Here is a 17986-nt window from a genome sequence, read left to right as displayed (position 1 = left end):
CGTATTGGTTCGTCGTGGTTTTAATCATGAGGCGGAAATATAGGCGACACTGGGATGCTTGAAGAAAGAGCGCACCAAGGCGGGATGCTTGCCGATATCGGCCAACTGGTCATGCACACGTTCTTGCAGGGTCTCGCCTTTTTGCAGGGGCCGGCGGGCGTTGCCGGTACGCTTGGCGTGGCTCCACACCAGTTCATCCGGATTCAGGTCGGGGGCATAGCCCGGCAGGAAATGCAGCGTCAGCTTGCCTTGCGTGCTGGCGACATACGTCTTGACCCCCGCCTTCTTGTGCGCGGGCAGTCCGTCGAGCACCAGGTGCAAGGGCTTCCTGCGGCGGTGCATCAGCTTCCTGAGCAAGTCCACAAACAGTTCGCCGTTCAATGCCCCAGGGTAGATGGCGAACCAGAAGCCGCCCTTCATGCTGACGGCCGAGGCCGCACTGATACTTTGCCGCTGCCCGGGCACCGCGACCACCGGTGTGCGACCCTTGGCGCCCCAAGTCCTGCCCTGCACGGCGTCGGCGCGAAAGCCGGATTCGTCCCAAAACAGAATCTCGGCTTTCTCTTCCCTGGCACGCTGCATCAGCGCCGGATAGGTCTCGTGCTGCCAGCGCTCAATCGCCGCCGGATCACGCTGGTAAGCGCGCTGCAGCGGCTTTTGCACCGTCAGGCCCAGTCGCGCCAGCAGCGCACCAATCGAGGACAGGCTCAGGGTGATGCCAAATTTGCTCTGCACCAAGTCCCGCACCAGACCCCGTGTCCACAGCCCGGTGTCGAAGCCATGTTCCATCGGCGAGTGCCCGTCGATCCAGCGCAATACCTGCCGCGCCTGCTGCGCGGTGAGTTTCGGGGGCCGTCCAGTGATCGGATGCGACGCCAGCGCCCGCAGCCCATGGCCGCGGCCCGCCGCCGCTTTCAGCCAGCGATAGATCACGCTGCGATGAAATCCGTAGCTGGCGATCACCTGGCTCGGCGCTTCGCCTTCCCGCACCCGCTCAATGGCCATCCTACGAATCGTCTCCAGCGTCCCGTGATCCAGTTTTCGTCCGTCTCGTTTCATCCTCATCGGATCGCCAGGACGGCGAAAGTTCCCCATCATGTCGCCTTACTTCCCGCCTTCTGAGTAAACAACCGGCTAAAGCAAATCTCCACATGACGGGCACTTTATATTGAATGGGTTGAGCGGCTCCATAGCATGATACGACCAATATTCCCCGTTTTTTATCAGCCTGTTACCACAACCGCCGCAGTAATTGAACGTGGTGAAATGATTGCAGTCATTGCAAGTCACCCACCATGCTTTTTGATTTTTTGGGCTTTGTCGGCAGGACACATCTGACGAGCCGCAGACCAAGCAGAACAACGGGTTTTCTGGCAACGCGCCATGCTTGCCGGACGTTGCATTGTTGTTCTCTATTCCATATTGCAAAAACATACCGATCGCGCGCTGCAAGGAATCGAGATAGGCCCCGTTGCCAATCGGCGAAAGATAAATCCCTCCGTATCGATGATTTGGCGGATATTCATCCCAGTCAAAGAGCCGCACTTCGCCATAGTAGTTGTCACGGGACCACTCCTGTGGGGTTGCTCGAATCGGGAGAGCGCTGGAAGAGGGGTGCATAACGAAAACTGCATTCTGCCCCCCTTCCGCGTAATCTTTTTGGTTATAGAGTTCGTAGACGATTTGCTGTAGACCGCCGTGCCGTTTGTTATCTATCTCTTGATAGAATTTGGCGTCCATAACAAAGCGCCTCATCCGCGAGGAGTCACTGTCATTGTAGCCGGGGACGACATCCAGGACAAAATCAGGTCGCTTCCCATTCTCCAACTCCATCTCGTAGTGCAACCGGATTTTTCGGTGCAACTGCGAATGCTCAAAATCGATTGCTACATTGCGTCCCTGATCCAATACCTGCGTGATCAATTTGCGTTTCCAGCCCTCCTCCGGCCGGTATCGGTACTTAAACACCAGTACCTTGATGATTTGAAGCAAGCACCAGCGTTCGTACAACATGGAGATATTCACGAGCCCGATTTCTTCGATGCGATCCAGAGCCAGCAGGATCTCATCATCGTCGATGCCAGACCGCTCTTTGATCTTCGAAAAGGCGCTATGAATACCTTGGTAAGCTGGATTCTGGACGTAGGTCATGGAGTTAGGGAATCTGGCATCCAACTTGACCTTCTTTTTTTCAAAGACCGCTAACGCTTCACGTAGGGCATGCAATTTTGGTGCCAACTCCCGACTCAGAGTGGCCAAATTCTCGTGTTTAGCCTCAACTAAGCCGATAATTCTCCCTATAGAAATGGTCTCGCGTTGCTGCTGCTCGGCTTCATCTGGTCTCAATGGGCGTCGCCAGTTGCGACTCTCCATATCGCCGACCTTTTGTTGATAAACTCTAAATCGCTCAGTTAAATCTTCATATTTCTCCGAATATACGATCCTAAATTCTGATACAGCAAGCAGTGTAAAGTTGTGCCTTGGTTTTTTATTCTTGGTGCGGATGATGTTGTAATCAATATCTCCAAATATTTCATATTCAAATTCTGGCCTAATCTGATCGCTGAACACACCAAAGTCGACGGTTACATAACCCCCATCGTGTGGCTTAAACCAATCCTTGCCGGCTCGTGAACGCACGACGGCAAGAAAAACTCCTTGAATATAGTCTGCCCTTTTACCTTGGGCTACTTGAATGCGAGGGACATGCGTACCTTGGCAGCATGGCTGACCATTTACTGGTTGTTCGCAAATCAACTGAGCAAAGTAATTGTTCTGTGTAGACATCTGGCTTTCCAGCTCTCTCAGCGCTCGCTCCTTATCTTGCATGTCATGCATAACTGCATCTTTATTGATGACTTTCTGATTGGAAAATTTGGACAAGCGTTGTCGATGAGTTACCAAGCTTCGCTCAATGGAACGCGCTTGAGTGGCCGCGACAGTGCACAGCGCCTTGGTGATTTGATATACCTTGCGCAGGGCATAGTGTGCGTAGCGATTATCCGGGATATCTGAAGTTTCCTGATAGGCCCGGCTGGTTAATGTCCGGCTCGTACCTCGCGTGGATAACTCCATAAAGGTTCGAGGCACCGGCCTGACATCCTTGCGGGGTTTCAGGCGCTGCACTTCCCGCAACTCGACTTTGGGTTTTTGCAGGACACGGTCCACACATTCAATGAACTTTCTGATGGCACGCAGCGTCGTCTCATCTAATAGGTTATGCTGGCTTCGCTTTGCTGCGGCACTGATGTAGCTGGTGTCATCCAGGATAAGCTCCCAAAAGTCAGTTTGAAAGTCACGCAGGTAGCCTTCCAACTGTTGATGAGTAAAGGTTGAAGAGGAGATGTTAACGCGACAGGTGTGGGCTCCAACTTGGATCCGGACCTGGCCCGCGCCTCGGTAGATGTCCGACAACCAACGGCCACGTTGCTTATCCCAAGTCTTACCCTCCACCCACCAGCAAAGACCGGTTACCGGATCGGTGACCGGCAGCAACTCTATTGACCTACCGTTTTCCAGCACAAAGCGAGGAACATCGTCTGACTGACTATCGAGCCGGATGGCAAATTGCCCCTGGCTGCCATTGTCAATCTGGCTATAGTTGACGATTTCAACCTGAACCGTGTTCTCGTCAACTGCCTCTAACTCTAAAGCTTCATGCGACTCCACAATTTTCTTGGCGGTCGCCTGATCCTGCCAAATTACCTGAATGTATTTGGCTTCCTGAATGTCGCCCACGGATCACGCCCAGTAGTTAACGATGCCATCGTTCGCTTTTGCCTTATTGGCAATCAACGGCAATGCCTTTTTGACTGAGAATTCGTCATCCAACGATTCATCGAGTTCAAGGGCGTTGTTTAGGTTCGCCGCCAAGCCAAACAGGAGATCCAGCTTGGTGACCCCCGCCGCCTCCTTGTTGCCATCAAACGTCAACTTTGGCAATACTTTGTGCAGTACAAAGTTGTTGATGGCCAGATCAACGTCGTCATTAAATTCAGAGAAGATGTTGAGGTAGTTCAGCCCCTGCCGAATAGCGCGCAAGCCAAACTCCACCCCCATGGGATGAAAATACTCTCGGTTTAATTCAACAAAACGCCGGCAGAATGGATGGTCCTGATCGAATTTTGGATAGGGCACGCGTTGCCCCAGATCGTCCAAATCCACTTGCAACGGTTTGCTGACGTCGCCAAAGCCATAGCTGGTCACCTGATCGATGATGCTCTGCCAATCCGTCAATAGAGGGCTTTTGAATTTCATCACATGTGCCCGGTCAAGGATCTTGGGCGACAAGTAATGTGTAGTTTCATCAATATTGATGGCGCCGATGATGCGCACATTAGGCGGAAACCGGAGAGAGGAAGGCGTATTTAATACTCCCGCTAGCATGCGTCTGATATCGGAATGGTATTTAATTAGAGAGTCTTTATCGCTGAAGCCAAAAGCCCTGCGGAGTTCGGCGTTGATCTCTTCATCCTGTAACAGTTTGACGAAGGTGACCACATCCTCCTTTTGGTACTTGTCCTTTGCACCGCGAATGATCTCCATTACCTGTCTCAGTTCGGACAGAACATGGGCGGATTCATTGTCTGAAAACAACTCAACCTCGGGCGCACCATTCCGTTGCTCCAACTTGGACAGGAAGTCAGCAAAGTAATATTCCACCCGGGCAAGATTCATTTCATCCAGGCAGATGAGGTATGGCACATCCGGATTTTTATTGGCCTCAATAAGGGCTTCAAGAAACGGCGTGGCCAAATATTTCTTTTCCAGCGGATTGTAGTAGCCCAGTAGATCTTCCGAACTGGTCCAGTTCGGCTTCACCGGGATGATCTTGGCCACCCCTCCAATCGCCGCTGCAACCGACTGCACCAGATTGGTTTTTCCTGATCCCGAGTCGCCAGCCAAGACGATCAGATCATGCGTTCGCAGCAGTGCAAAGAAATTTTCAAGCACATGACGCGGATAGAGGATGTCGCGCTCCAGCAGGTAGGCCTGAATATACGAAACCCCTACGGCATAATCGCCTCCCAAGTCTTGCCCAAAACTCAGTCGCCCTTCATCTCTCTTGCTGTCCCGCCGATCGCCAAACAGCAACTCGAACTCTTCAGCATCGATAAATTCGAGTTGCTTGAGGATGGTGGCTTTGTCATCAATATAGTGCTTCAGGCGTTCAAGGTATTGTGACATTTTTTTCTCTGCCTTTTCATGTGTTGCTTGCAATAACACTAGCTTTTCCGCTTCTTCGGTCTGGCGATATTGAAGTTGGCTGATTGCCTCTTTCAGGCGTGCGTTTTCCTGCTCAACCTGAACATGATCATTTCGAGCCTTGGCCATCTCGGCCTGCGCCTCTTTTTGAGCGCTCAGGACTTCTATTAAGGCCCGTTTTGCCGTCTCGACATTGGTCTCAATTTCAGCTTTTAGCTTCGATTCCAGTTCACCGAGTTCCCGCTTTTTCAACCCCAGATAATGTTCGTAAACCAATTCACTGATTAGAGTGGCATCTTCAGTCGAAATCAGTTGCTCGCTGATCGAAACAGGGATCTTTTTCAGCGGGATTGCGGATCCTGGCTTGACGGTAACCGCAAGGGGGTTCCCGTGTTTTTCTCGGTGGTTATGGGGAGAGAGTTCAAGTTCGCAGCGGATGAATTTATGCCCTGATTCGACCAAATCCCAACCATATGTGGAGGGAATGTAAATCCCACGATCTTTGAGTGGGTGTGCTACCTCACAGGGATACGACAGGAAAGCGTTGTCCCGCACGCTGCGCACTTCTGACAATTTCACGAACTGTTTGTCGGCGAAACCCGCGACCGTTAATTGTCCCCAAACCTCTAGTTTATTTCCCGAACATCCCCAACTCTGTCTAAGTACCTGTAGCAGTTCGGCGTCGGACATACCTTTCAGCTCCGGATGCTCATAACGCTTTGTTGAGCCGGGCTTTGGAGACAAGTCGGTAGCCGAAACGCCGGCTGCAACCAACGTCGCCCTTGGCGATTCATTCTCACCAGAATAAGATTGGGGCATCTTCAGTTCATCGGATGACTCTTCGCCCATAAGATTGGCTTCATGCTCAGCTTCAAGCGCCACGTTTTCGTCGTGATTAACGGCAACCGCAGACGCGTCAGGTTGGTTTCCGACATCATCGGTAGATGGAGACTGTCCCTTGCTGAACCATTTCTTCCAACGTTCGCTGTATTTATCCATGCTTTAGCTCAACACCTCCCTCTAGCCCTGAGTTCCACGCTGTAGCGCGTAGGGTCCATCGACTAGTTGGACGAAGCCGCTACGCAGCGATGGTTTTATTATGACAAACGAAGAGATTACCGCAAGATGGTTGCGAAGTCTGCAGGCCTTGCGGAGCAGCAGTACCGATGCATTTGGGGTCAGGAGCTCGGTGTCAGCTCTAGCGCGGGTGCGCTTGGCAATTAGGGGAGAAACCGCCATCGGATCAAATTCTGACTGTCGATGCCGTCGTTCATGAATGGCTTGCTCATGGCGCAAATAGCCAGTCCGCCCCGATCACCCTCGCGTTCCTACCTGCGTCACTTTACCGATCAAAAGGCCTTTCGCACGCGGTGGAAATCTCTGTACTACTGGCTCCAAAAACCAAAGAAACCAGTAGCATCCGCAAAACCAACCCCGCCGACAGACTCGCACCTCCGCCCGGCGACGCCCGCTTCACGCCCGATTGAACGCCTGGCTGAAATCGGCCTTGAGGTCTTCCAGGTGCTCGAGGCCGATCGACAGGCGGACGAAGTTCGGGGCGATGCCGGCGGCTTTCATCTGCGCTTCGTTCATCGTGCCGGACCACATCGCGGCGGTGTGCACGACCAGCGACTCGACGCCGCCGAGGCTCACGCCGTGTGTTGCGAGTTCGAGCGCGGCAACGAATCGCCGGGTCGCATCGAATCCGCCCTTGACCGCGAACGCAATCACGGCGCCGTAGCCTTTCATCTGCTTTTTTGCCAGCGCGTGCTGCGGATGGCTCTCGAGGCCGGGGTAGAACACCTGCTCGACCTGCGGCTGCGCTTCCAGCCAGCCGGCAAACGCGAGCGCCGTCGCGTTGATCCGCTCGATGCGCACCGGCAAGGTCCGCAGGCCGCGCAACAGCAGCCACGCGTCCATCGGCGACAGCACCGCGCCGAGCGTGACGTGCATGCGCCAGATCCGCTCGGCGAGCGCTTCCGAGCAGCACACGGCGCCCGCCATCAGGTCGTGGTGCCCGCCGAGATACTTGGTCGCGCTGTGCACGACGATGTCGATCCCCAGTGCGTGCGGCTTCTGGTTCAGCGGCGAAGCGAAGGTGTTGTCCGCGACGGTGAGGATGCCGCGGCTGCGTCCGAGGGCGGCGACGGCTTCGAGGTCGGTCAGCACCAGCGTCGGGTTCGCCGGAGTTTCGAACATCATCAGGCGCGTGTTCGGCCGGATCGCGGCTTCGATCGCGGCAAGATCGCTCTGCTCGACGAACGTGACGCTGACGCCGAACTTGGGCAGCACTTCGTCGAACAGTTTCGCGGTGCTCATGTAGTGGCGCTGCTGCGCGATCACGTGGTCGCCCGCCGAGACCAGCGCCAGCACGGTCGTGCTGATCGCCCCCATGCCCGAGGCGGTCAGTAGCGCGGACTCGGTGCCTTCGAGCTCAGCCAGCACGGCCTCGACGCGCTGGTGCGTCGGGTTGCCGTAGCGCGTGTAGAAGCCCGGGTGGCGCGGCGTGTTCGCACGCTCGGCGAAGTCGCGGGCGTCGGACGCCCTGAAGGTCGCAGTGTAGTAGATCGGCGCGACGATCGCGGCATCGTCGGAGAGATGTGCGTCGCCGTGCAGCACGCGCGTCTCGTCGTGCCACGCGGGATGGGCGGAATCGTTCGTTCTGGTCGGTGTGTTTGTCATGTCGGTCCTGGTGGGTCTGCGGTTTCTCTGCGGGTTTCGTCGATTGTCGGCCGGCCTTTACATCCGGCCCAGGTCCTCGATCGCATCGACGACCATGCCGGTGCCAACTGCAATCAGCAGGATGTCGGCCGCCACTCGCACGTAGCGGTGGCCGCGCGGGGGCACGCCGAGTTCGACGACGATCGCCGGCGGGAGATCGTAAAACACCACGTCTCGCGGCAGCGGTCTTCCGACCGACCATTTTTTCGCCTGCCCGGGCGGCATGCAGCCGTTACCTTTCTTCGCCAGACCGGGCGGGCAGGAGCCGGTGCGAACCCGCTCTGAATAATATTCACGGACGACGACGCGTTCCCGGTCGCCGAAACGGATGTCCACGCGCGGCCGGTCGCTGTCGCGATGGCGGGAAACCCGGTCGTCGCCGCGCCGCTCGCGGTAGTCGTTGTCGCCGCGCCGCTCGTGCTCGTCAGCGCGCCGCGGCCGATCATCGCTGCGGCGCTCGCGTGCATCATCGCCGCCGCGCCGCTCGTTCTGCTGCTTGTCCGGCTTGCCGCCGCCCGCCCATTCCGGCTTGTCGGCGAACGCCGCGCCGGCTGCAAACGTCGCGATCAGTGCAACGCCCATCAGTAAACTGCTCCTGCGCCTGCTCCCCTGTTGCATCGCCGATCTCCCTGAAAGTTTGTTGCGTGCGGCGAAAGGCACGCGGCCGGCTCAGTCCACGACCCGGAACCGCAGCGCGCCGATCATCTGGCCCGCCTCCGTCAATACCCGCACCTGCCAGCGGCCGACCGCATTATCGGGAAAATTCCGTTTATGCGTCCAGGATCGGTAGCCTCCTTTCCGACCGCCCGTGATGTCGAGCGCGATGCGATCGACCTCGATTCCATCGTGCTGCCACACATGGTAGACCCGCTCGTCCAGCCCGCGCGGGGCGCGGATCGCGGTGTAGGCAAAGAGTCCCGTCGATCGTAGCTGTGCGTCCGTCACGGTCCCCAGGCTCTCGGCCGGCGTGCGGTCGTCGAGGCTCGCGGTAACGGCGACATCGGTGAGCCACAACGTCGCCGGAGGTATCCACGAGCGCGCCAGCCAGCCGGTCGCGCCCAGCGCCAGCGACAACGCGCCGAGCGCTGCCCACCGCCCCCACCCGTCGAACGGCACGTTGCGCGAGAGGCTGGGTAATGACAGTACCACCGCGACGACGATCGCCAGCTTGTAGCTTTCGGGAGTCGTCAGGTGAAAGAGAATCGGTAGCGCGGTGAGCAGCACGGCGAACAACGTCAGCGTGTGGTACGCGAGGTAGGTCCAGCGCCGCGGCGCGAGCCATTTGTAATAGACGGGATCGATGATCGCGACGAGCGCCGCGCCGAGCAGCAGCGCGGAAAAGAATGCCTGGCCGCTGTTCCATGCGGTCGTCACGAAAAAGAACGGCAGAACGAAGAACAGGCTCTCCTGATGGATCATCTGCGTCGCGTAGCGCAGCACACCCGCCGGCAGCTCATGCCCGAAGCGGCGCGCCAGGCTGCGGCTCAGAGTGTTTTCCAGCACCAGCCACGTCCAGCTCAGCAGCATCAGCAGCGGGATGACGCGGGCAAACTCCTCCTGCCGGTCGACGAGCACGAAGCTGGCGATGCCGGAGACGAATCCGAATAGAGCGAGGGTTCTCGGGTGACGCTGAACCAGCCCGACGAGGCGAAGAAGACGCTCTTTCCAGATTGACATGAACTCGCGAAGGGGAGAACCGGACGACGTGGGCACGTACGACCTGCGCCGTTCGTGCTCCCCGCCAGCCGCAAGACAACGGAAGCGGCATGCTTCCGCCGATCGTGCGGCTTTTTACCCTCTCCGTTCCCGCCCCGCAAGCGCAGCCTCCAGAGCGGCGCCGGCAATGGACGCCGCGCCCTTCGGCCCCCGGCTGCGATTCTTCAGCAGATCCGCTCCCACAGGCAGGTTTCTTCTTCGAGCCGATCCAGTTCCAGGCCCTTGAAGTCGCCGCGCGAGACGACGCCGACGACGGTGCCGTCAGTGACGATCGGCAGGTGGCGATAGCCGCCGTCGCTCATCATGCGCAACGCATCGATCGCGGTGCACTCGCCCGCGATGGTGTCCGGGTCGGGCGTCATCACCGTCACAAGCGGGGTGCCCGGATCATGGCCTTCCGCGAGCGCTCTGACCACGTCCCTGCCGGTCAGAATGCCGGCGAGCCGCCCTTCCTCCACGACGAGCGCCGCACCGACGCTACGTTCCCGCATTGCCTCGCAGGCGCGCCGAAGGGTATCGGCGGGTGCGAGCGTTACAGGAGTGTGATCCTTCACGATCAGGTCAAGGCAACGATTGGTCATGATTTCCTCCGCACGGTCACAAATAGCTTTAGGTTCACTTCAAATGTAGTCGACAACGGCAGCGAAGACAGCGCGTCGGCACCGTACGATGATGCAGGTCAACCCGGTCGATGCATCGGCTCCAGGCCGGAGCGACGACAGGGAGAGCCGTGCGAAAATGAACCGTTGCATCCCCGCCTTCTCGAATCCGTATGGATACCCTGACCCACGCTCTGTCAGGCGCACTGGCCGGGCGCTTGCTCGCACGGCGCCCTTCTCCTGGATCGACGCCGGCTGCGAAGCCTGCTCCGTCGATATGGCAGCCGGTCGCTGCCGGCGCTGCCGCCGCGGCATTCCCGGATCTCGATTTCGTCCTCGGCTACGTGTCGGACATCGCATACCTGCGCGGTCACCGCGGAGTCACGCATTCGCTGTTGTTGTTTCCGCTGTGGGGAATGCTGCTCGCGTGGGTGTTCGCCGCCCTCGCGGGCCGTCATCACCGCGCGCGGCCGGGCTGGCGCACGTTTTACGGCATCGCCTGCGTGGCGATCCTGATCCACATCGCCGGCGATCTCATCACCCAGTTCGGCACGATGATTTTCGCGCCGCTGTCGGATCGCCGCTTCGGCTTGGGCACGACCTTCATCATCGACCTGGTGCTGACCGGATTGCTCGTGGCCGGCCTCGCTGCGAGCATAGTCTGGCGCCGCAGCAAAGTGCCTGCCGCAGTCGCGCTGGCGCTCGTCACTGGCTGGATCGGCATCGGAGCGGTCGGGCGCGGCGAAGCGATCGAGGCGGCTCGCGCCTATGCGGCCGAGCACGAAATCGAGCCGGTGGTCGTCGACGCGGCCCCACGTCCGGCCTCACCGTTCAACTGGACGGCGATCGTGTTCGATGGCGCGCGCTATCACTACGCGCATCTCAACACCCGGCGCAGCGAAGTGCTGGAAGCGGGGCCGGATGACCACTTCATCCGCCGCCTCTCGGCGCCGTACAAGCCGGTGACGCTCGCGCAATGGGAGACGCGGCCGAAGTTCGGCGGCGGCGACGTCGAAGAACTTGCGCGGGAAGTGTGGGCGGCCGAGGAGTTCGCCTTCTACCGCTGGTTCGCGATGTTCCCGGTGTTCGATCATGCGGAAATCGCCCCGCCGGTGAACCGCTGTGCCGGCTTTGGCGACCTGCGCTTCGAAATTCCCGGGCGCGGCGACACGCCGTTCCGCTACGGCCTGTGCGGCCGCGCGGAAGGCGGCGAAGAGGGCACCGGCTGGCGCCTGTACGAGCTCGTGACCGGCAGCCGGCGCTGGATCGAGATGAATTAGATGAATCAGGGGTTGCGCGGCGCCGCAGCACGCCCGGGAGCGTGCTGCGGCCGGTGGCTTACCTGAGCAGCGCGTTCAGCGCTTCGAGCGCCTTGCTGCCCGGGCACAGATACGCGTCGCCGAGCTGGTTCAGCGGTTTTTCGACCGTGTTGAGGTGACTGTGCATGTCCTGCGCGCTGCTGTCGACGTACAGGAGGCCGGTGACGATCTCGCCCAGCGCCTGGCGCTCCTGCAGGTGGTTGATCGCGCCGATGCGGTCCGACGGGTCGTAGTCGACGTCGAGCTTGCGCAGGTGCAGGATCGAACCGTCGTGCTGCACGATGCGGCGCAGCGAACCGGGTGGATACGACGTCTCGATCGGGTCGCGCGGCAGGATCACTTCAATGCGGTTGACCGCTTCGTTGTGCTGGCGCACGTAGTCGTAGCTGCGCGTCGAACCGCTGTGGTTGTTGAAGGTCACGCACGGGCTCAGCACGTCGATCAGCGCCGGACCGTTGTGGCGCAGCGCCCCTTTGATCAGCGGCACGAGCTGCTCCTTGTCGCCGGAGAAGCTGCGCGCGACGTACGTGGCGCCGAGCTGCAGCGCGAGCGCGGCGAGGTCGATCGGGCTGTCGCTGTTGAGGACGCCTTTCTTGCTCTTCGAGCCCTTGTCGGCGGTCGCCGAGAACTGGCCTTTGGTGAGGCCATACACGCCGTTGTTCTCGACGATATAGGTCATGTTCACGCCGCGGCGCATCGCGTGCGCGAACTGTCCGATGCCGATCGACGCCGAGTCGCCGTCACCCGACACGCCCAGGTACAGCAGGTTGCGGTTGGCGAGCGCGGCACCCGTGAGCACCGAGGGCATGCGCCCGTGCACGCTGTTGAAGCCGTGCGAGTTGCCGAGGAAGTAGTCGGGCGTCTTCGACGAGCAGCCGATGCCCGAGAGCTTGGCGACTTTGTGCGGTTCGATGTCGAGGTCGAAACACGCCTGCACGATCGAGGCGCTGATCGAGTCGTGGCCGCAGCCGGCGCACAGCGTCGAGATGGCGCCTTCGTAGTCGCGGCGCGTGTAGCCGAGCGCGTTCTTCGGCGCGTCGGCGCTGAGGAGTTTCGGTTTGGCGAGATAGGTCATGAGGCCACCTTGCGGATCGGGCTGATTTTGCGGTCGGACAGGGCATCGGCGATTCGGCCGCTGATGAAGCGCGCGGTGATCGGCGAGCCGTCGTAATGCAGCACGCGCACGAGCTTCTTCGGATCGATCTCGCCTTCGTTGATGAGGAGCGAACGCAGCTGCCCGCTCTCGTTCTGCTCGACGACGAACACCTGCTCGTGCTCGGCGATGAACTGCATGATCTCGTCGCAGAACGGGAAGCCGCATACGCGCAAGGTGTCGACATGGATGCCGTCGGCTTCGAGCAGTGCGCTGGCCTCGGCCATCGCGGGGCTCGTCGAGCCGAAGTGGATCACGCCGAAAGCCGTCGGCTGCGATGCGGCGTGCAGCACCGGTGCCGGCACGAGATTTTTCGCGGTGTCGAATTTTCGCCGCAGCCGCTCCATGTTGTAGACGTAGTCCGCGCCCGACTCGCTGTACTTCGCATAGGGATTGCGCGTCGTGCCGCGCGTGAAGAACGCGCCTTTCGTCGGATGCGTGCCCGGAATCGTGCGGTACGGAATACCGTCGCCATCGACGTCGAGATAGCGGCCGAAGTCCTTGCCGGCTTCGAGCTCGTCGTAGGTCATCAGCTTGCCGCGGTCGTAGCGGCGGCTGTCGTCCCAGTCGAACGGCTTGCACAGCGATTCGTTCATGCCCATGTCGAGGTCGGACAGCACGAACACCGGCGTCTGCAGGCGGTCGGCGAGATCGAACGCGAGCGCGCCGAACGTGAAGCATTCGTACGGGTTTTCCGGGAACAGCACGACGTGCCGGGTGTCGCCGTGCGACGCGTACGCGCAGGCGAGGAGATCCGACTGCTGCGTCTTCGTCGGCATGCCGGTCGAGGGGCTGCCGCGCTGCACGTCGAAGATCACCGCCGGAATCTCGGCGAAATATGCGAGGCCGAAGAATTCCTGCATCAGCGAGATGCCGGGGCCGGAGGTCGCGGTGAAAGCGCGCGCGCCGTTCCACGCCGCGCCGATGACCATGCCGATCGACGCGAGCTCGTCTTCGGCCTGCACTGCCGCGTAGCGCGCGTGGCCGCTGTCGGGGTCGGTGCGGTACTTGCGGCAGTAGCTCGTGAAAGCTTCGATGACCGACGTCGACGGCGTGATCGGGTACCAGCCGGCGACCGTCGCTCCGCCATACACCGCGCCCAGGCCGCACGCGCTGTTGCCGTCGATGAAGATGCGATCACCCACGGCGTCGGCGCGCTTGACGGTGAGGCCGATCGGGCACGGCAGATGCGCTCGCACATAGTCGTAGCCGAGGCGCAGCGCATGCACGTTGGCCTGGATCAGCGCGTCCTTGCCGCGATAGCGATCGACGATCAGTTTTTCGACGACGGCGAACTCCATATCGAGCAGCGCGACCAATGCGCCGACGTACATGACGTTCTTGAACAGCTGGCGCTGGCGCGGATCGGTGTATTCGCGGTTGCACATCGCCGTCAGCGGCACGCCGAGCACGGTGATGTCGTCGCGGAACTTCGAGGCGGGAAGCGGCTTCGTCGAGTCGTAGAAGAGGTAACCGCCGGCATCGACGCTCGCGACGTCGCGGTCCCAGGTCTGCGGGTTCATCGCGACTATCATGTCGCAGCCGCCCCGCGCGCCGAGCCAGCCCGCTTCGGACACGCGCACCTCGTACCAGGTCGGCAACCCCTGGATGTTCGACGGGAAGATGTTGCGCGGCGCGACCGGCACGCCCATGCGCATGATTGCGCGCGCGAACAGTTCGTTGGCCGAGGCCGAGCCCGAGCCGTTGACGTTCGCGAACTTGATGACGAAGTCGTTGATGCTTGCGATCGATTGTGCGCTTTTCATGACCTGGGCGCCTCCGCTCCGGCTTGTGCTACGTCGATAGTGAATTTCTGCATGTCCCACGCCCCGGTCGGGCAGCGCTCGGCGCACATGCCGCAGTGCAGGCAGACGTTCTCGTCCTTGACCATCACCCGCCCGGTCTTGAGCCCTTCGGCGAGATACAGCGACTGCTCGAGGTTCTTCGCCGGCACCTTGAGCCGTGCGCGCAGCTCTTCCTCTTCGCCGTCGGCAGTGAACGTGATGCATTCGGTCGGGCAGATGTCGACACAGGCGTCGCACTCGATGCACAGCTTCGGCGTGAACACCGTCGCGACGTCGCAGTTGAGGCAGCGCTCGGTCTCGCCGCACGCGAGCTTGAGGTCGTAGCCGAGTTCGAATTCGAGCTTGATGTCCTTCAACGCCTCCTCGAGCGTCTTCACCGGCACTTTGCGCCGCGCTTCCTCGGACACGTGGTTGTCGTAGCTCCACTCGTGGATGCCCATTTTCTGGCTGACGAGGTTGACGAGCGGCCCGGGGCGCTTCGTCAGCGGCTCGTTGCGGCAGAAGAGATCGATCGAGATCGCAGCGTCATGGCCCTGCGCGACCGCGGTGATGATGTTCTTGGGTCCGAGCGCCGCATCGCCGCCGAAGAACACGCGCGGCAGCGTCGACTGCAGCGTGCGCTCGTCGAGGACCGGCATGCCCCAGCGGTCGAATTCGACGCCGATGTCGCGCTCGATCCACGTGAAGGCGTTTTCCTGACCGATCGCGAGCAGCACTTCGTCGCATTCCATATGCACGTCGGGCTCGCCGGTCGGCACCAGCGAACGGCGTCCGTCGGCGTCGTATTCGGCCTGCACCTTCTCGAACAGCACTCCGGTCAGGCGCCCGTTGTCGTGCGTGAATTCCTTCTGCACAAGGTAGTTGTGGATCGGGATGCCTTCGTGGATCGCGTCCTCCTTCTCCCACGGCGAGGCTTTCATCTCGTCGAAGCCGCTTCGGACGACGACATGCACTTCCTCGCCGCCGAGGCGCCGCGCCGAACGGCAGCAGTCCATCGCGGTGTTGCCGCCGCCCAGCACGATGACGCGCCGGGCGATCTTCGTCACGTGGCCGAACGCGACGTTGGCGAGCCAGTCGATGCCGACGTGGATGTTCGCCGCAGCTTCCTGGCGCCCGGGGAGAGCGGCGTCGCGGCCGCGCGGCGCGCCGGTGCCGACGAACACGGCATCCCAGTTGTCGGCGAGCAGGTCGCGCAGACTGCCGATCCACTCACCCTGGCGCAACTCGACGTCGAGACCCGCGACATAGCCGCACTCCTCGTCGATGACGCTGTCGGGCAGGCGGAATTTCGGGATCTGGCTGCGCATCATGCCGCCGGCCGACTTGCCGCTGTCGAACACGGTGACCTGGTAGCCGAGCACTGCCAGATCGCGCGCGACCGTCAGCGAAGCGGGGCCGGCGCCGACACAGGCGATGCGCTTGCCGTTCTTCACGCTCGGCGCTTTCGGCAGCAGCTCGTGGATGTCTTCCTTGAAATCGGCGGCGACGCGCTTCAGGCGGCAGATCGCGACCGGTTCCTTGTCGACGCGCCCGCGCCGGCACGCCGGCTCACAGGGGCGGTCGCAGACACGGCCGAGAATGCCGGGGAACACGTTCGAGCGCCAGTTGAGCATGTACGCGGCGGCGAAATCGCCCGCCGCGATCTGGCGAATGTATTCGGGGACGGGGGTATGGGCCGGACAGGCCCACTGGCAGTCGACGACCTTGTGCAGGTAGTCGGGCGCGCTGATGTCGGTCGGTTTCAAGTCTGTCCTTCCTGTCCGAAAAATTGCGGACGCCCGCCGGGAGTGCGGGAGTTCCTTCTTCTCACCGGTCGCCGCGGCGGTGGAGGCGCAGCGAGGCGGCGAGACCGCCTCTGCCAGTGATTGTTGAGCAGTATAATTCAGAACGCGCACTATGGTGCATGTTGTTATACAAGAAGCTGTTCATTTTGTTCATTTCGTGCTCGAACCCTTACGACCTCCGTCCGCCGTCCCGTCGACGGGCGGAGTCGCAGTTTCATTCGAGGCAGCACGCCTTCTCGGTGAGGTCGGCGCACCCGCAGCCCGCCTGGTCAGCGATCTGCCGCTGGATTCCCCTGAAACGCGCCTGCACGGTGTCGCCGAAGAGCGGATCGGCGCTGAGATGGATTGCCGAATCGACGAGGAACCAGTCTTTCTTTTGCAACGCAGCGCCGAGCCGGGGGAAGATCTCGCGCTCCTCCTTGTCCATGTGGTCGCGCAGAAACGCGACGTAGCGGCACACGTCGTCGATGATCGTTGCGCGCGACATCATCGTTCCGGCAGCCGCCGCAGCCAGATCCGCAGCCAGGGTCGCGCCACTTGCCTCGATTTGCCTGTGCTGGCCGGCCAGTTCGTCAACGACATCCCGCGCGGACGGATCGTAGGCAAGGAGCGTCCCGAACGCGACGTCCTCGCGCGGGTGATGGAAGCGGTCGGGGTACTGGGTGAGGTAGTAGACGACGTCCGACATGAGTTCGTAATCCGGCTGCTCACCGCGGGCGAACAGTTCGGTCCGGGTTTCGAGGAGGTCGAGCAGCTTGCGGTAATTCGCGTGCTCGGTTTTCCACTTCGTGATGTGTGCGGGCATGACAGTCTCCGGGGTTGGATTCGCTCTCGACATCCCGCCTGCCCTCACTGCCGGGGACGGGACTCCATTGCACGATTCCATGCTAAGCACGCATGCGGGCCGCGCAAATGACTTTTGTCATTCAGCCAAATGCTGCCCTGCCCTACTCTGCGCCTGCGCCGAATCCTCGGCATCTTTCGGCCACACGCGTGCAGTGCGGCGCGCCGGCCCCCAGCGAGAGGAGAAAAATCATGACTTACGTGGTCACCGAAGCGTGCATCAAGTGCAAACACACCGATTGCGTCGACGTCTGCCCGACCGACGCTTTCCGCGAAGGCCCCAATTTCCTCGTCATCGACCCGGAAGAATGCATCGACTGCACGCTGTGCGTTGCCGAATGCCCCGTGGACGCGATCTATGCCGACGACGACGTGCCGGACGACCAGCGGCAGTTCATCGCGCTGAACGAAGAACTGGCGAAGGAGTGGAAGCCGATCGTCGAAGTCAAGCCCGCGCCGGAGGACGCGGGAATGTGGGCGACGGTGAAGGACAAGCTGAAGTTCCTTGAACGCTGACCGGCGCGGCGCAGTGGATTGCCGCTATCAAATCGGCAACCGAATACGACCCGTTCGCCCTGAGTGGGATATTCGCCCGATGGTCGAAAGGCGTTGGCAAGAAACAGGGCGGTGGTAGTGTTCGGGGAGTTGCTTGTGGACAAAGACCGACTGAGCACTGGTGCCCTGGAGCCCGTCCTCTGAGTATGGTTGAGGCATCGTCGGCGAGTATGGTGAGTCCCCTGGCGCGTTGGTGCTGGCCACCGGCGGGTCTGTCCGACATCCCGATTGAGAGATTGAGCGTATCGACATGCCCACGTCCGCGAGCGACCTTGACTCAAGGAGA

13 protein-coding genes are annotated in these 17986 nt (G+C 60.6%); 2 read left to right on the top strand and 11 right to left on the bottom strand.

The features are described 5' to 3' along the window. Positions 1-24: 24 nt before the first annotated feature. From EBN1_RS12985 to EBN1_RS12955, 7 genes are all read right to left on the bottom strand, one after another. Complete coding sequence (locus EBN1_RS12985; protein WP_011238416.1) at positions 25-1098, bottom strand: IS630-like element ISAzo30 family transposase; 1074 nt, start codon at positions 1096-1098, stop codon at positions 25-27. Between the two features lie 36 nt (positions 1099-1134). Continuing rightward, a complete protein-coding gene (locus tag EBN1_RS12980) occupies positions 1135-3738 on the bottom strand; it encodes a nuclease domain-containing protein (protein WP_011238415.1) in 2604 nt (867 codons plus the stop codon). A 3-nt stretch (positions 3739-3741) separates the two neighbouring features. Beyond that, positions 3742-6204, bottom strand: a complete 2463-nt coding sequence (locus tag EBN1_RS12975; RefSeq protein ID WP_011238414.1) for an McrB family protein — start codon at positions 6202-6204, stop codon at positions 3742-3744. Between the two features lie 474 nt (positions 6205-6678). Next, positions 6679-7887 carry a trans-sulfuration enzyme family protein gene (locus tag EBN1_RS12970; protein ID WP_011238411.1) on the bottom strand — a complete coding sequence of 403 codons (1209 nt, stop codon included), beginning with the start codon at positions 7885-7887 and terminating at the stop codon, positions 6679-6681. A 57-nt stretch (positions 7888-7944) separates the two neighbouring features. Then, a complete protein-coding gene (locus EBN1_RS12965; RefSeq protein WP_011238410.1) occupies positions 7945-8508 on the bottom strand; it encodes an RcnB family protein in 564 nt (187 codons plus the stop codon). 87 nt (positions 8509-8595) lie between these two features. Further along, positions 8596-9603, bottom strand: coding sequence for a DUF5924 family protein (locus tag EBN1_RS12960; protein WP_041646345.1), 1008 nt, complete (start codon positions 9601-9603; stop codon positions 8596-8598). A 203-nt stretch (positions 9604-9806) separates the two neighbouring features. Then, positions 9807-10223 (bottom strand): CBS domain-containing protein, encoded by a 417-nt coding sequence (locus tag EBN1_RS12955; protein WP_041646343.1) that lies wholly within the window; start codon positions 10221-10223, stop codon positions 9807-9809. A 191-nt stretch (positions 10224-10414) separates the two neighbouring features. On the opposite strand from EBN1_RS12955, the gene EBN1_RS12950 reads away from it, so the two are divergent. Next, complete coding sequence (locus EBN1_RS12950) at positions 10415-11521, top strand: metal-dependent hydrolase (protein WP_011238407.1); 1107 nt, start codon at positions 10415-10417, stop codon at positions 11519-11521. 58 nt (positions 11522-11579) lie between these two features. Here EBN1_RS12950 and EBN1_RS12945 read toward each other — a convergent pair whose 3' ends face one another. The 4 genes from EBN1_RS12945 to EBN1_RS12930 all read right to left on the bottom strand — a co-directional run bounded on the left by EBN1_RS12945 (position 11580) and on the right by EBN1_RS12930 (position 17107). Beyond that, complete coding sequence (locus EBN1_RS12945) at positions 11580-12635, bottom strand: 2-oxoacid:ferredoxin oxidoreductase subunit beta (protein WP_011238406.1); 1056 nt, start codon at positions 12633-12635, stop codon at positions 11580-11582. After that, positions 12632-14479, bottom strand: a complete 1848-nt coding sequence (locus EBN1_RS12940) for a 2-oxoacid:acceptor oxidoreductase subunit alpha (protein WP_011238405.1) — start codon at positions 14477-14479, stop codon at positions 12632-12634. Before EBN1_RS12940 ends, EBN1_RS12945 begins: the two co-directional genes overlap by 4 nt. Then, the gene (locus EBN1_RS12935) at positions 14476-16263 is read right to left on the bottom strand and encodes an FAD-dependent oxidoreductase (RefSeq protein WP_011238404.1); all 1788 of its coding nucleotides are present in this window, start codon (positions 16261-16263) and stop codon (positions 14476-14478) included. The genes EBN1_RS12940 and EBN1_RS12935 overlap by 4 nt, the downstream gene beginning before the upstream one ends. A gap of 253 nt (positions 16264-16516) precedes the next feature. Next, positions 16517-17107: a hemerythrin domain-containing protein gene (locus EBN1_RS12930; protein WP_011238403.1), complete on the bottom strand. Its 591-nt coding sequence runs from the start codon at positions 17105-17107 to the stop codon at positions 16517-16519. Positions 17108-17337: 230 nt separating this feature from the next. Between EBN1_RS12930 and fdxA the strand changes: the two genes are divergently transcribed. Continuing rightward, positions 17338-17661, top strand: a complete 324-nt coding sequence (gene fdxA / locus EBN1_RS12925; RefSeq protein WP_011238402.1) for a ferredoxin FdxA — start codon at positions 17338-17340, stop codon at positions 17659-17661. Positions 17662-17986: the final 325 nt, after the last annotated feature.

The sequence above is a fragment of the Aromatoleum aromaticum EbN1 genome (genome assembly GCF_000025965.1).
Taxonomy (GTDB): domain Bacteria; phylum Pseudomonadota; class Gammaproteobacteria; order Burkholderiales; family Rhodocyclaceae; genus Aromatoleum; species Aromatoleum aromaticum.
The sequence above is the reverse complement of the archived record's forward strand: the minus strand, read 5'-3'. Positions and strand labels throughout refer to the sequence as shown.

Excerpts from the sequence above, each read along its gene's own strand:
- EBN1_RS12985 (WP_011238416.1), bottom strand. The coding sequence starts at position 1,098 with ATGATGGGGAACTTTCGCCGTCCTGGCGATCCGATGAGGATGAAACGA.
- EBN1_RS12975 (WP_011238414.1), bottom strand. The coding sequence starts at position 6,204 with ATGGATAAATACAGCGAACGTTGGAAGAAATGGTTCAGCAAGGGACAG.
- EBN1_RS12970 (WP_011238411.1), bottom strand. The coding sequence starts at position 7,887 with ATGACAAACACACCGACCAGAACGAACGATTCCGCCCATCCCGCGTGG.
- EBN1_RS12965 (WP_011238410.1), bottom strand. The coding sequence starts at position 8,508 with ATGGGCGTTGCACTGATCGCGACGTTTGCAGCCGGCGCGGCGTTCGCC.
- EBN1_RS12960 (WP_041646345.1), bottom strand. The coding sequence starts at position 9,603 with ATGTCAATCTGGAAAGAGCGTCTTCTTCGCCTCGTCGGGCTGGTTCAG.
- EBN1_RS12955 (WP_041646343.1), bottom strand. The coding sequence starts at position 10,223 with ATGACCAATCGTTGCCTTGACCTGATCGTGAAGGATCACACTCCTGTA.
- EBN1_RS12950 (WP_011238407.1), top strand. The coding sequence starts at position 10,415 with ATGGATACCCTGACCCACGCTCTGTCAGGCGCACTGGCCGGGCGCTTG.
- EBN1_RS12945 (WP_011238406.1), bottom strand. The coding sequence starts at position 12,635 with ATGACCTATCTCGCCAAACCGAAACTCCTCAGCGCCGACGCGCCGAAG.
- EBN1_RS12940 (WP_011238405.1), bottom strand. The coding sequence starts at position 14,479 with ATGAAAAGCGCACAATCGATCGCAAGCATCAACGACTTCGTCATCAAG.
- EBN1_RS12930 (WP_011238403.1), bottom strand. The coding sequence starts at position 17,107 with ATGCCCGCACACATCACGAAGTGGAAAACCGAGCACGCGAATTACCGC.
- fdxA (WP_011238402.1), top strand. The coding sequence starts at position 17,338 with ATGACTTACGTGGTCACCGAAGCGTGCATCAAGTGCAAACACACCGAT.